General features: G+C 34.1%; 18 protein-coding genes. All 18 read left to right on the top strand.

Features of this window, described 5'->3' with window-relative positions:
* Nucleotides 1-49: 49 nt before the first annotated feature.
* Genes QY331_02665 through fliW form a run of 18 tightly spaced genes read left to right on the top strand, consistent with a single transcriptional unit; the run spans nucleotide 50 to nucleotide 13,763 of the window.
* Entirely contained in the window at nucleotides 50-274 is a 225-nt protein-coding gene (locus QY331_02665) for a hypothetical protein (protein ID WKZ70157.1), read from the top strand.
* A 2-nt stretch (nucleotides 275-276) separates the two neighbouring features.
* On the top strand, nucleotides 277-897 hold the full coding sequence (locus tag QY331_02660) for a sigma-70 family RNA polymerase sigma factor (GenBank protein ID WKZ70156.1): 621 nt from the start codon (nucleotides 277-279) through the stop codon (nucleotides 895-897).
* The gene (locus tag QY331_02655; protein ID WKZ70155.1) at nucleotides 890-1,771 is read left to right on the top strand and encodes an HDOD domain-containing protein; all 882 of its coding nucleotides are present in this window, start codon (nucleotides 890-892) and stop codon (nucleotides 1,769-1,771) included. Before QY331_02660 ends, QY331_02655 begins: the two co-directional genes overlap by 8 nt.
* 15 nt (nucleotides 1,772-1,786) lie before the next feature.
* Nucleotides 1,787-2,665 (top strand): HDOD domain-containing protein, encoded by an 879-nt coding sequence (locus tag QY331_02650; GenBank protein ID WKZ70154.1) that lies wholly within the window; start codon nucleotides 1,787-1,789, stop codon nucleotides 2,663-2,665.
* On the top strand, nucleotides 2,662-3,945 hold the full coding sequence (locus QY331_02645; protein WKZ70153.1) for a hypothetical protein: 1,284 nt from the start codon (nucleotides 2,662-2,664) through the stop codon (nucleotides 3,943-3,945). The genes QY331_02650 and QY331_02645 overlap by 4 nt, the downstream gene beginning before the upstream one ends.
* Nucleotides 3,942-4,475, top strand: a complete 534-nt coding sequence (locus QY331_02640; protein WKZ70152.1) for a hypothetical protein — start codon at nucleotides 3,942-3,944, stop codon at nucleotides 4,473-4,475. The genes QY331_02645 and QY331_02640 overlap by 4 nt, the downstream gene beginning before the upstream one ends.
* An 11-nt stretch (nucleotides 4,476-4,486) precedes the next feature.
* Nucleotides 4,487-5,200, top strand: coding sequence for a flagellar hook-basal body protein (locus QY331_02635; protein WKZ70151.1), 714 nt, complete (start codon nucleotides 4,487-4,489; stop codon nucleotides 5,198-5,200).
* Nucleotides 5,201-5,216: 16 nt separating this feature from the next.
* Entirely contained in the window at nucleotides 5,217-6,014 is a 798-nt protein-coding gene (gene flgG, locus QY331_02630) for a flagellar basal-body rod protein FlgG (GenBank protein WKZ70150.1), read from the top strand.
* Between the two features lie 2 nt (nucleotides 6,015-6,016).
* Nucleotides 6,017-6,664, top strand: a complete 648-nt coding sequence (flgA, locus tag QY331_02625; GenBank protein WKZ70149.1) for a flagellar basal body P-ring formation chaperone FlgA — start codon at nucleotides 6,017-6,019, stop codon at nucleotides 6,662-6,664.
* 4 nt (nucleotides 6,665-6,668) lie between these two features.
* On the top strand, nucleotides 6,669-7,241 hold the full coding sequence (locus QY331_02620; protein WKZ70148.1) for a flagellar basal body L-ring protein FlgH: 573 nt from the start codon (nucleotides 6,669-6,671) through the stop codon (nucleotides 7,239-7,241).
* A gap of 8 nt (nucleotides 7,242-7,249) precedes the next feature.
* Nucleotides 7,250-8,344, top strand: a complete 1,095-nt coding sequence (locus QY331_02615; GenBank protein WKZ70147.1) for a flagellar basal body P-ring protein FlgI — start codon at nucleotides 7,250-7,252, stop codon at nucleotides 8,342-8,344.
* A gap of 5 nt (nucleotides 8,345-8,349) precedes the next feature.
* Nucleotides 8,350-9,201: a transglycosylase SLT domain-containing protein gene (locus tag QY331_02610; protein ID WKZ70146.1), complete on the top strand. Its 852-nt coding sequence runs from the start codon at nucleotides 8,350-8,352 to the stop codon at nucleotides 9,199-9,201.
* A gap of 1 nt (nucleotide 9,202) precedes the next feature.
* On the top strand, nucleotides 9,203-9,658 hold the full coding sequence (gene flgN / locus QY331_02605) for a flagellar export chaperone FlgN (protein WKZ70145.1): 456 nt from the start codon (nucleotides 9,203-9,205) through the stop codon (nucleotides 9,656-9,658).
* A gap of 1 nt (nucleotide 9,659) precedes the next feature.
* Complete coding sequence (flgK, locus tag QY331_02600; protein WKZ70144.1) at nucleotides 9,660-11,018, top strand: flagellar hook-associated protein FlgK; 1,359 nt, start codon at nucleotides 9,660-9,662, stop codon at nucleotides 11,016-11,018.
* A 2-nt stretch (nucleotides 11,019-11,020) separates the two neighbouring features.
* Entirely contained in the window at nucleotides 11,021-11,923 is a 903-nt protein-coding gene (locus QY331_02595) for a flagellin (protein WKZ70143.1), read from the top strand.
* Nucleotides 11,923-12,705, top strand: a complete 783-nt coding sequence (locus tag QY331_02590) for a MotA/TolQ/ExbB proton channel family protein (GenBank protein ID WKZ70142.1) — start codon at nucleotides 11,923-11,925, stop codon at nucleotides 12,703-12,705. Before QY331_02595 ends, QY331_02590 begins: the two co-directional genes overlap by 1 nt.
* Nucleotides 12,693-13,367: an OmpA family protein gene (locus QY331_02585; GenBank protein WKZ71294.1), complete on the top strand. Its 675-nt coding sequence runs from the start codon at nucleotides 12,693-12,695 to the stop codon at nucleotides 13,365-13,367. Before QY331_02590 ends, QY331_02585 begins: the two co-directional genes overlap by 13 nt.
* A gap of 12 nt (nucleotides 13,368-13,379) precedes the next feature.
* On the top strand, nucleotides 13,380-13,763 hold the full coding sequence (gene fliW, locus QY331_02580) for a flagellar assembly protein FliW (protein WKZ70141.1): 384 nt from the start codon (nucleotides 13,380-13,382) through the stop codon (nucleotides 13,761-13,763).
* The last annotated feature ends 1 nt before the right edge of the window (nucleotide 13,764 follow it).

The following is a 13,764-nucleotide window of genomic DNA, read 5'->3' as shown; positions in this document are numbered from 1 at the left end:
AACTATTTAATGGTACAATCTTTGTCTTTTAGTAACAAAGGAGAAAGAAATGAACAAAATAGTACTAAATGTTGGGATCTTGGTTTTTTCACTTTCGCTAATTTATTTCGGCCAACGCAACCTAGAGTTTACGGAAGTATTACTCCGATCATTTGTTATGTTCGTTTTTTCAACCCTTGCACTCGCGGTTATAACAATTTTATTTATAAAATCAATTAACCGCACAACAACAAAAAAGAATGCTGAAATAGCTAGAAACATAACTAGGAAGTAAAAATGTCAAACACAGATTTGTGGTCAGAATATAAGAAGTCACCAAATTTTGAACTCAAAAAAGAGATTGTGATAACATACTCAAGTCTGGTTCATTATGTTATCCACAATTCCAAATTTATCAACTACGATATATTTGACGAAAAAGATTACTTCCAATTTGGTATTGAAGGATTAAGCGAGGCTATTGACAGATTTGACCCGGATTACGGCACAAAATTCGAGACTTATGCACTTCAAAGAATTCGTGGTAAAATAATTGATGAAATAAGAAAAGTACAAAGCAAATATCGAGTTCAGACAAATTCAAACATTCTTGCAACAAATCTATCATTAAACAAAAGTGTTTCGGATGACGAAAGTTTTATGCTTTATGAAGTAATTCCGGACGACAATGAAGAACCCGACGAAACCTTAGAAAATCTAGAAGCAAAAGAATTATTAGTCGAAGCATTACAAAAACTAGAAGAAAGAGATAGACTAATTATAACTCTCTATTATTACGAACACCTTAACTATAAAGAGATAGCACAAATATTAGGAATTACAGTTTCACGAGTATCACAAGTTCACTCAAAAATAATTGACAAACTCAGATCAAAATTAGCGCACTTGAATGATTAATTTAAACGAAGAAATAGAACTTAAACGAGTAATCTATTATCGCCATTTATCAAGGATTAGAAATCTTCCTTCGGTTCCGACATTAATGATGGAAATATCAAGATTACTCGAAGACCCAAAAACAAGCGCTGCCGAGTTAGGCAGAATTATTTCAAAAGACCAGGCAATGGTTGCAAAAGTATTGATGGTTGCAAACTCACCACTTTATGGTATTCCACGTAAAGTATCAACGGTAGAATTTGCAATCGTTATTCTCGGATTCAATCATATTAAAAATATTGTGGTAGCTCTTTCCGTAATGGATGCTTTCAAAAACGGTGAAAATAAAAATTGGAATAAAAATAAATTCTGGACTCATTCACTTGCTACGGGAGTTCTGTCGAAAAGAATAGCAGCAGATTTAGGTTACAAACGAACCGGCGAGGCATTTACTGCCGGTCTTTTACATGATTTAGGAATCTCAGCTATACAAAGATATTTCAACAAAGAATTCAATGAGATTGTTAATCTAGTTGAAACAGAAAAAGTTAGATATGATGTTGCAGAAAAAGCCACTCTTGGTTTAACCCATTCCGAAATCGGACAATTTTTAATTAAAAACTGGAATCTTCCCGATCTATTAGGCGATGCTGTAAGATACCATCATAATCCGTCAGAAGCAGAAGAAGATAAAATTTTACCGTCTATAATTCACTTAGCGGATTATATGACACAGAAGTATCAACAAGGAAATTTTGATTGGGACGAAAACATAACATTTGATAAGGAAATAATTCACAACCTTTCATTTGGTGATGTCTCATATCTCAACTCATTTGTTGAATCATACAAAGAATTATTTACAGAACATATAAACACTATTCAACTTTACTAAGAAAGAGTTTATGATATGGAACTAATATCAATCGAAAACAAAATTAAGAAGACTGAAGCGGTTCTTAATAATGTATTTAAACTTCACTCAATGCCGAAGGTTCTTGGAGAAATTTTACAATATCTAAACTCTGATTCTGTAAACAATACTACTCTTAGTAAAATGATTTTACGTGATCAAAGTTTAGCTACAAAAATTTTAGCTATCGCAAATTCACCCTTGTATGGATTACAACGAAATGTTACGACAATCGATTTTGCGGTAATGGTTCTTGGTGTTGAAGAAATTAAACACATAGTGTCTTCACTTTCAATGATGGATACATTTAAGAACAAAACAGATGATTACTTGGATCAAGCAAAATTTTGGGAACATTCATTTTTGGTAGCATTAATTTCCAAGAAGATTGCGGAAGATTTTAAAATGAAATATGTAGGTGAAATTTTTACCGCCGGTTTTTTACATGATTTAGGACTGCCAATTATTCACAGATACTTTCATTCATCGTTTGTTAAAATTAAAGAAGATATCGAATTAGCTGGAACAAACTTTATAGAGGCCGAAAGAGAAAACATTGGTTTAACTCATGCTGAAATTGCTTATCGTTTATTAGATAAGTGGAATTTACCTGTAATACTTTGCGATATTACAAAACATCATCACGCACCGTTAAACTCCGAAGAGTTCCCGAAACAAACAGCTGTTGTTCACCTAGCGGACTATACAACGAAGTATTTAAGCACAGGTTCATTCTTTTGGAATCATCAATTGGAGCTTGATTATACTGCTGCAAAGTTGATTGGCTTTAAAACAGATGAAGAAGTGATTGAATATATCGAGCAGTTCCGTTCCATACTTCCACAACAACTAGAATCGATGAGGCACTTACTTTGAGAATAATAAAGAGAAATACACTCGAATTTCCTTCACTTTATACAACACTTATTGCTGATAAAAAAGGTACGCCAAGCAGAAAAACTAATATAAGCGAAAGAATGATACAGACATCAACTAAACACGAAGAACTTTTTGAATCACTTTATACATTCGGAAGAAAAATTAGAGAAACAAACAGTATTCCGGTTATAGGTGAATACATGAAAACGTCATTAAAGAAATTTATTGATGTTTCTGAAGTTGTTTGTTTCAATACTGCAAAAGATGATAGCGAACCAATTCCGTTATCGAGCATAAAGGATACAACTTGGGGATTTGTTAAAACAATTCATGAAGATGGAATGCTTCATAAAATTTTACATCGTGGTCATTTATCAATAATTCCAACAAGAAATAAAAATTCGCAAATATATAATTACTATTTAGTTTATCCGATAATTGATTTAGACCGAACAAATAATCATTTCATTCTATTCAGCACTACAGAAAAACATTTTGAAAGCGGAACTTTTATGCGAAAAGTTCTTGAATCTTTCGTTCAATTATTAATTCCACGTGTAGAGTATCTTCTTCAGAAAAAAGATATGGGACAAACATACGACGAGCTTCAAGTCTATCAATCAAAAATTTCTAACGACTACAAACTATCTGCAATTGGTGAAATGACTTACTCGCTTATCAACCAAATTATATCACCAATGCAAGTTGTGTTAAGTTGTGTAGATATAATTGAAAACAAAACCGGTCCGGATGACAAAGTTATAAACACTATTAAAACACAAGTAAAGAAAGTACAATCAATAACCGATAAAATCGTAAAGTTTTCTGCAGGCGATAATGCCAGGTTATCAGTTATTCCTTGTTCACTAAATGGATATGTAAATAAATTTCACGACTTCATTAAGTCATCGCTTACAAAAAGAAATTATGAAATTATTCTTGATCTTGATAATTCACTTCCTCCGGTATTAAGTACACCAAATTATATGCATCAGATTTTAACAAACACATTTAGTTTGATGGTTACTACAGCGGAAACCGGTGGATTATATCTACAAACAAAGTACTTCGAAGGAAATGTTTTACTTAGAATTATATCAACGGATCATACAAATATTCAAACAGAGGAGCAACAAGATTTCAGTAAGAACATTAATTTAATGATGTTAGAAACATTGATGAAAAAGCACGAAGGTCATGTAAAATTCACTTCAGATCAAGATAGAGGCTCAAACTTAGAACTGATATTTCCATTAAAAAGGAAATTATTGAAATGATACAAAAAGTGATCATACTAATTGCTTTAATGGTTATAATAAACGCACAAGAACTAGCCGTGGATAACAGTGTAAATGTTAGAGAAATTGTACAAAAGCAAATTGAAGAAGCAAAAAAGAAAGAAGCAAAAGCGGTTAAACATATACCAGCTTCAATGAAGCCTGTTAAAATGGTAGAGAAACCTGTAATCAATATTCAAACGACGGACTATACTCTAATAGGGAAAATTGTTGTGCTGGGACTTTCGGCAACAATAATTCTTTCAGTAGTTGCAATACGAAGAAGGAAATTAAGAAGCCATACTTCTTCAAGTGATCTTAAAACTAACATTCAATTAATGAGACAAGAAAAGTTCATCAAACCAATTGATCCTAAGTTGAAAAAACTACGAACAAATCTATGTCTCAATTCAAAGTATCTTAATAACTCAGAGAGTGACATAACAAATGCGGCAAGAAAATATAACATTGCAAAAACCGAATTATTATTGGCAGCAAGACTAAGAAATCAGACACTAAAAGTAAGTTAAGAGAAATCATCATGGTAAACGGATTAGAATCAGCAAGTAAAAGCTTAACGCTGAATGAAAAGAAAATCGGATCGCTTGTAAACAACTTGGCGAATTTAAATTCAACCGGTTATAAACGCGAGCTTCCGTTTGAACAGATTATGAATTCAAACGGTGAAAACACAATTAGAAAAAACATGCTTGATTTTACGCAAGGGGATCTAATTCAAACAGATAATCCTCTTGATCTCGCAATTAACGGTGATGCATTTTTTGTAATTGCGGCAGAAAATGGTGATATGCAGTTCACAAAGAATGGAAAATTTGCTGTCTCTGATGAAGGATTTTTGGTTGACAATCTCGGTAATAAGGTGATGGGTCAAAGCGGTGAAATTCAACTACTTGAGGATTTCTGGCAGAAAGATAGAACCGTTTCCATTTCGACTAATGGTGAGATTTTCGTAGGCAAGAACTTTATAGACAAATTAAAAATTGTCGCCGTTGAAGAGAAAGCCGATCTAATAAGATGCGGAAACAATAACTATAAAGTGAGTAACGGATACTTTGAAGATTTAGAAGAAGATCAATTTAAAATTGCTCAAGGATATCTTGAAAACTCAAACGTGAATCCAATTATTGAAATGGAAGAGATGATTCGTATAAGTAAAGAATATGAATCAGCTCAAAAAATGATTCAATACATAGATGAAATAATGGCAAGAGCTAACGAAATAGGCACTATCTAAATAATAGGTAAAAATTATGGCAACAAAATCATTAAGAACCGCAGCAACCGGGATGTACGCACAGCAATTAAACATTCAGGTTATATCAAATAACATTGCGAACATCAACACGACCGGCTTCAAAAAGAATAAAGCTGAGTTTCAAGATCTCATGTATCAAGAAATTCCATCTTCAAATTTGGCTCAGAATAATATTGCCGGTCCACAAGCTTCCGGTGAGATGCTGCAGGTTGGTAGCGGTGTAAAAGCCTCTTCAACTCAAAAAATATTTAAGCAAGGAGATTTACAGCCGACAAACAACTCTCTCGATCTAGGAATTAACGGTGAAGGCTTTTTCCAAGTTAGAAAAGCCGACGGAACTTTTGCCTATACAAGAGACGGAAGCTTTAAGATAAGCGGTGAAGGAAGAGTTGTAACCGCAAGCGGTTATGTTTTAGAACCCGATATCACTCTTGATGATGACGTACTGCAAATAAATATTTCACGTGACGGCGAGATTAGCGTTCAATCAACAGGTGGTAATTCTTATGTGCTTGATAATATTCAATTAGTAAGATTTATGAATCCCGGCGGATTGGAAGCGCTAGGCGATAATCTTTATGCCGAGACTGAAGGTTCGGGACAACCAATGTTCGGAACACCCGGTGCGGACGGATTTGGTGAAATTCAACAAGGTTTTCTTGAAGCGAGCAATGTTGATATTGTTGAAGAAATGATTGCAATGATTACAGCTCAACGAGCATATGAAATAAATTCAAAAACAGTACAGACAGTTGAAGAAATGATGACAATTACAAATAATCTAAAACGATAAACATGTTGGCAATATTCTTAAATATGATTCTATGCTTACTCCCGGTTGATAAATTATCACTTGTTGAGATTGATCACTATATCCAAAATCATTTCGCCGAGTATGATAGTATTAGCTATTCTATTCAAGACGATTTATCGAGCACAGCTGAACTTGAAATCAATCATTCAAGGTCATCAAATAGAATCGGTAATAAGTTTTTCATCCCCGTAATAACAATAGAAGCAAACGGTGTTTCAAAAGAAAAGTTTTTGAATGTTGAAATAGAACTATATCAAAGAATTGCAATAGCAATAGATCATATAAATAAAGGCGATCAAATTGCTTTAGGAAATACAACTTTTGAATTACGAGATATAACCGGATTTAACAAATCTCCTCTCACTGATCTGGAGAGAATCGGCAGCATAATTTCAAAGTATAATATGAAACCCGGTGATATAATTTTTACTGAATTTATTGATACAATGCCTGTCGTGAATCCCGGTGATCCTGTAAATATTATGTATCAGGTTGGAGGCGTTCATGTTTCTTTTATTGGTACTGTGCGCCAAGCCGGCGCGATTGGTGACGTAATAAAAGTAAAAGCACAAAATCAGCAGTATTCAGCTAAGGTAATTAACACAAACGAAGTTTTAATAATAGAGTAACAAAATGAAAAAAATAACTTTGCTACTATTTGCGATTACTATATTAATATCAGCTCAAGATATGAGACAAAATAGTTTTAGATCTCTCTTCTCGGATCAAAAAGCCAATCGTCTTGGTGATGCTATTACAATTCTAGTTATGGAAGCATCAGAAGCATCAAACAATGCCCAAACTTCAGCAGGAAGAAATAGTGAAATCGGTTTTGGCGCAAGCGGCTCAATGGATGGAAATTCTGTTGTTCCAAATGTTGATCTTAATATTGGAAGCAATAATGAATTCAACGGTTCGGGTGCAACAAAATCTGCGGGTATGGTCAAAACAAGAATCACTGCAACTATAGATTCAGTTCTGCAAAACGGAAATTTATTTATAAGAGGCAGCAGATTAATTTCTATCAACGGAGAAGAACAGAAAATTTTTCTCACAGGTGTTGTTCGTGTTGCTGATATTGCTTCCGACAACACTGTTAAATCATACAACATTTCCGATGCTAAAATCATTCTTGAAGGAAACGGAATGATAGATAGAATGCAAAGTCCCGGTTGGTTAACAAAATTATTTCATTGGTTATTCTAGGTATAATTATGAAAAGTTTACTTAAATATATAGCGCTCTCAATTATTGCAATACAAATTCTTCCCGCACAAAGAATAAAAGATATTGCATATGTAAACGGTGATAACTCAACACAAGTTATCGGTTATGCAGTTGTTGTCGGTTTAGGCGGTACCGGTGATAGCCATAGAACGTCTTTCACAATTCAGTCAATTAGCAGTATGCTAAAAAGATTTGGGATCACCGTCCCACAAGATCAAATAAAAACACGTAATGTTGCCGCGGTTATGGTAACAGCAACAATTTCTAATTTTCTAAAACCGGGTTCAAAGTTTGATGTTAATGTATCATCACTAGGCGATGCAAGAAGTCTTCAAGGCGGAACTTTACTAATGACTCCTCTATCTGACATTGAAGGGACTGTGTATGCAATGGCACAAGGACCAATATCTGTCGGTGGTTATGAATTAAATTCTCCAACTGGGAATAAAGTCGGAAGAAACCATGTGTTAGCCGGACGTGTTCCTCTCGGTGGAATTTTACAAGTTCCTCTGCCGGGCAGTGGATTTAATACTAGCGCTCTTAAAGTTTATTTAAGATCTCCGGATATAACAACTGCAAGTAATGTATCTACAGCAATTAATCAATACTTTTCACAAAGTATTGCGATGGCAATCGATCCATCTGAAATTGAGGTTCAAGTTCCGGCTGATCGCCAGCAAGAAGTAATATCATTTTTATCTGAACTAGAGTCAATCGAAGTTGCAACCGACTATACTGCAAAAGTTGTTCTTAATGAACGAACAGGTACAGTTGTCGCCGGTAGCAGTGTAAAAATTCAGCCTGTAACTATTTCGCATGGCGGATTAAATATTGCTATTAGATCATACCCAATGGTATCACAACCCGGAGCATTTTCAAGAGGTGAAGCAATTTTCTTTAACAATATGGTACCATATGCTCAACAAGACTCAACTACTGCAATTGCACTCAATGCTGCAACAAATGTTCAAGAAGTTGCCGCTGCACTTAATACATTAAAAGTTTCTCCGAAAGATATAATTGCAATATTCCAAGCATTAAAAGAATCCGGAGCTTTAACGGCAGAACTAGTAATCATGTAATCGATATGGAAGAATTAAAATTAAAAATAACGAATAGTCTAAAGCACATTGCGGATACTCAATCTGTAAATAAGACTGAGCGCTATTCAGAACCCGAAAAAAGAAAAATTGCCGGTGCTTCGAAAGACTTCGAAAGTATGCTCACTTCAATGATGTTGAAAAGTATGACTTCATCTGTTGAGGGATTTTTCGGTGAAGATAGTTATGGCGGTGATTACTTCGATTCAATTTTTACAATGGAGCTTGCTTCAAAAATTTCTGAAGGCAACAGCTTAGGCATTGCACAGCAAATTTATCAAAAAGTAACCGGTGAAAAATGGGACGATTCGATAATGAATCCCCAACAAAAAGTGAATTTTGATGATCTTCGCATGCAAATTAACCAAAAGAATAAACTTGATGCAGAACAGGTTAATCTTGGAGGTTCAAAAGTTGATAAAATATCTCCTTCTAATCACTCTTTAAAAAGACTAGAAAAGTATGAACCTGTCATCTCAAAATTTGCCGATAAATTTGAAGTGGATAAAAACTTAATTAGATCAATAATTCTAGCGGAATCAGCAGCTAAACCGGATGCCGTATCCACAGCAAAAGCTAAAGGTTTGATGCAATTAATGGATGGAACGGCAAAAGAAATGGGAGTTAAAAATTCGTTCGATCCTGTAGAAAATATTCACGGTGGGACTAAATATTTCACCCATTTACTTCGAAAATATAGTGGGAATATTCCTTTATCATTAGCTGCCTATAATGCCGGACCGGGAAATGTTGAAAAATATAACGGTATTCCCCCATTTGATGAAACTAAAAATTACGTAAACAGAGTACTAGGATACTACAATTATTTTAATGGTTAACATGGAAACTAAAAAATTACCCGAAATTCTAATTTCAATTGACGAGACAATCAGACATCTGCTTGATCTTTCGAAAGTAAAACAAACTGTATTGATAAATAGAAATCATGACGAGTTAAATGAATTAATCGAACGAGAACAAAAATATTTAACAAATATTTCCCATTTATCAAAACAACAAAAACTTTTTACTGAACAACTAAAACTAAATTTTGAAGTACCGACCGACATTAATAGTATCATAGATATTTTAGAAATTGTTGGTGATCGACTTGATTCGAATTTTCGTAATACGGTGTTGACAACATTGTACAGCATACAAGAAAATAGTTTGGAGCTTCATAAAATAAACGAGCAAAATAAAATGCTCATAGAAACCTCAAGAGCATTTATTAAAAGTATAATCCAAGCAGTTCGCGGTTCGGTTGATACTTCAATAATTAACAGAAGAATGTAAAATGTCACTAAGCAGAATTTTCGACATAGCACAAAGAAGTTTAGGCTCATACCAACGAGCGATTGATGTAACAGCACATAACATTGCTAACGCATCTAATCCAAATTATTCAAGACAGCGTGTAAACTTCGGGACTGAAATCCCGGAAATTAATGCAGGAATGATTTGGGGAACAGGTGTAAGATTAGAAAGTGTTGAACGAGTTCGGAATCAACTGACCGAATCACAAATATTAAATAATAGACCGAAATTCAGTTCAAACGAAAAAACATCTTACTTATTAGGTCAAGTAGAGAATGTATTTTCAGAACCTTCTGAATTAGGCTTATCAAATTTGATAAATGAGTTCCTTAATTCATGGGGTGAATTATCATCAACTCCTAATAGTATTCCGCTTAGAAATAGTGTTGTTTATTCCGCACAAAAATTAGCTTCAAAGGTTGTTAACATAAAAGAAAGCTTCGATATCATTAGAACAGATATAAGCAACGAATTTAAAAGTAACGTAACTCTCATCAACGGATATTTAAAACAAATTCAAAGTTTGAACGCAAGAATTTTTGAAGCAAAAAGCAGTGGTGTTAATCCAAATGATTTTCTAGATGAAAGAGATAAACTTATAAACGAACTAAGCAACTTTGCTAACATAAATGTTAGTTATGATGATAAAAACATGGCAACAATTTCAATCGGTGGTGTATTTGCCGCGGACGGAAATGATTCAATTGAGTTTGAGGCATTTGAAGACGATGGAGAACTTTTACTGCGTACGGCCGGCAGTAATAATATTGTAGCATTAAAATCCGGAGAAATGTTTGCGTTGAAAGATGTTTATTCAAATAAAATGGCAAACTATGAAACGCAGCTTGATAATGTTGTTGATGCAATAAGAGATCAAGTTAATTCAATTCATTCAACAGGTTATTCAATCGACAATCCCCCGCAAACCGGAATCAACTTTTTCTTGGTTACAGATTCAGGTAAGCTTGTTGTTAACTCTGAGATTCTCGATGATCCATATAAAATTGCAGTCTCAAGTGACGGTACAAATGGGAATGGTGATCTGGCTATAAGTATTTCCAACATAGCAAATAAAAAAGTTATAAATAATCTAACTATTTCAGAAGCTTACTCAAGTATCATAAGCGGGATTGGTAACAACAAACAATCTGCAGATAATATGGCTGCTACGGATAAACTGGTCTTGGAACAACTTGAACTCCAAAAGGCATCTTATTCCGGAGTATCAATTGATGAAGAAATGGCAAACGTCATAAAATTTCAGCGTTCATACGATGCATCTGCAAAATTAATTAGGGTTGCAGACGAAATGTTAGAAACAATACTAAACATGGTATAATTATGAGAGTATCCGATTTATTAATGAGCAATACTTACTTAAGCGGAATAGCAAAAAATAAAAGTAAGATTGATACTTTGAGTAAACAGATTGCAAATCAATCATCCATACTCAAGCCATCGGATTCTCCGATTGGTACCGCAAAAATTATGCGCTTCGAAAGTAAGATAGCTTCAACCGATCTTTATCTTAAAAACATTAACAGTAGTTATGGTTTTGTAAATGAAACAATTCGTGGACTTGAATCCATGGAATCTGAAATCTCCGGAATTCTTGTAAAATTAACCGAAGCAAATAATGCCATTAATCAAGATCATTTAGAAAATTATGCAGCACAACTTGATCAATCGCTGGATGCTTTGTTAACATCTGCTAATCTTAGCTATGATGGGAAATATTTATTTGGCGGTACTTCCCATTCCTCACAACCGTTTGCAATAACAGCTGATAGATCAGAGGTTGTGTTAAACAGTCCTGATGTAAGCGGAAATTCAAATGTAAAAATTGGGAATAGCACAAATCTAAAAATTAACATAACCGGTGAAGAGCTTTTCGGAACAATTAGTTCGGATCCTGAACGTGATATATTCAATACAATTATAAAAATTCGAGATGATCTGAAAAATGGAGTAATGCCAACCGAAGCAGATGTGACGGCGGTAGATTCATTCCACAAAAAATTGTTAAACAAAATGTCTGATGCCGGATATATCTACAATACTCTTGAAAATACTCAGTCACTACTAGAATCACAGAGAATCGAATTAGAAAGTATGCTTTCTACTGAAAAAGATATCGATATGGCTAAAGCCATAGTTGATATGCAGAATTATGATTACCTGCTTCAAGTTTCTTATAAAATGTCGGCTATGATACTTCCAAAATCATTATTGGACTTTATCTAATGAAAATGGTAGGCGGATTATTCGGTTTATTTCTTGGTATAGTTTCCATCTTCGGGGCTTTTCTGCTTGAAGGCGGATCACTTAAAGCTCTGTTTTTAATTGCTCCTTTACTTATTGTTTTCGGCGGAACATTTGCAGCAACAATCATAGGCTTCGGTTTCGAAAAATTTAGATCAATTTTTAAACTGATTCAAATCGCATACTTCCCGAAGAGATACGATTTCAAATCATTGATTAATTCATATTTCGAAATTTCCGTGATGGCGAGAAAAGAAGGATTGCTCTCGGTAGAAAAAGAACTTGATAACCTTATGTACACCTTTCCTAAAAAAATGGTTAGGTATGGAATTGACGGTACCGATGCTGACATGCTGGAAGACATTGCTAGATTAGAAATGAAATTGGTTCAAGAAAGACACTTAGCAAACGCTGCAATCTTCAACAAGATGGGAGGATACGCTCCCACAATGGGAATTTTAGGAACAGTTATGGCATTAATAATGACTTTAGCAAATGCCGGTTCCGATCCCGACCTATTAATAAAAAATATAGCAACTGCATTTATTGCAACTTTATGGGGTGTATTAAGTGCAAATTTAATATGGCTTCCGATTGGAGATAGATTAAAAGAATGTCATTTAGAAGAAAAACATATGATGGAAATTTCGTTGGAGGGGACAGTAGCACTCTTGAGCGGAGAGATTCCTTCGGTGCTAAAAGCACGACTCGTAGGAATGCTGCCTCAAAGAGAGCAAAGAGATCTTCTAGAATTTCAAGTTTAGAGACTGATCTCTACCAAGAAGATAACGATAAAGATCGTTACTTAATTACTTATGCTGATCTTATTACTCTTTTGTTAGGACTATTTATTATTCTTTACGCAATTTCAAATATTGATATAAAAAAATACGAAGAGATGATGAGTGCGATTGGAAGTGTTTTTGGTGGTGCAAATGTAATCAACAGTCAACCGGCTGCAACTAGTGCAATTGCCGTTGAGCCGATTGACAAACTTAAAGATGAACTAAATTCTTTAATAACCGAAATGAATTACACAAAATCTATTTCGGTAGAGCAAAACGAAAGAGGTTTAACGCTTCATATATTGGATGATATTTTATTTCCTTCCGGAAGTGCAGAGTTAAATTCCGGATCTGTTGTTGTTCTTAATCAACTTGCATCGATAATTAAAAAACTGCCGAATGATATTAGGGTTGAAGGTCATACTGATAATATACCTATAAAAAGCAGCTTATATCCTTCAAACTGGCATTTATCAGTAGCTCGTGCACTAAACACTGCGTACTTTTTAATCGATAAAGAGAATATAAATCCTGATAAAGTTTCGATTGTCGGATATTCCGAATATCAACCGATTGCGACCAACTTAACTGATGAAGGCAGAGCAAAAAATAGAAGAGTAGATTTAGTAATAATAAAATAAGTAGAAAGAAAAATGAAAATAACTAACAAACAATTCGGAGAATTTGAATTCTCTAAAGAAAATATACTTCATTTCAAGAATGGTTTATTCGGTTTTGAAGAGTATAAAAGTTTTCTCCTAATCAAAAGTGAAAACGATTTATTCTTTTGGCTTAATTCGGTCGATCAACCCGAATTAATTTTCCCGCTTGTGGGTTTAAGAATTATTGATGATTCTTATCCACAAAATGACGAAACCGAAGCATTTGGGATTGTTACTTTAAATAGCGATCCAAATAATACAACGGTAAATCTTAAAGCACCCGTTTACATAAATCAAGATAAGAAAGAAGGTTTTCAAACCATCATTGATCATGATAAGTATATGGTTAATTATAAATTATTTGTTGAAGATTGAG

The sequence above is a fragment of the Melioribacteraceae bacterium genome (assembly GCA_030584085.1).
Lineage (GTDB): Bacteria > Bacteroidota > Ignavibacteria > Ignavibacteriales > Melioribacteraceae > SURF-28.
Note: the sequence above shows the minus strand (reverse complement) of the source record. Positions and strands in the feature narration are given on the sequence as shown.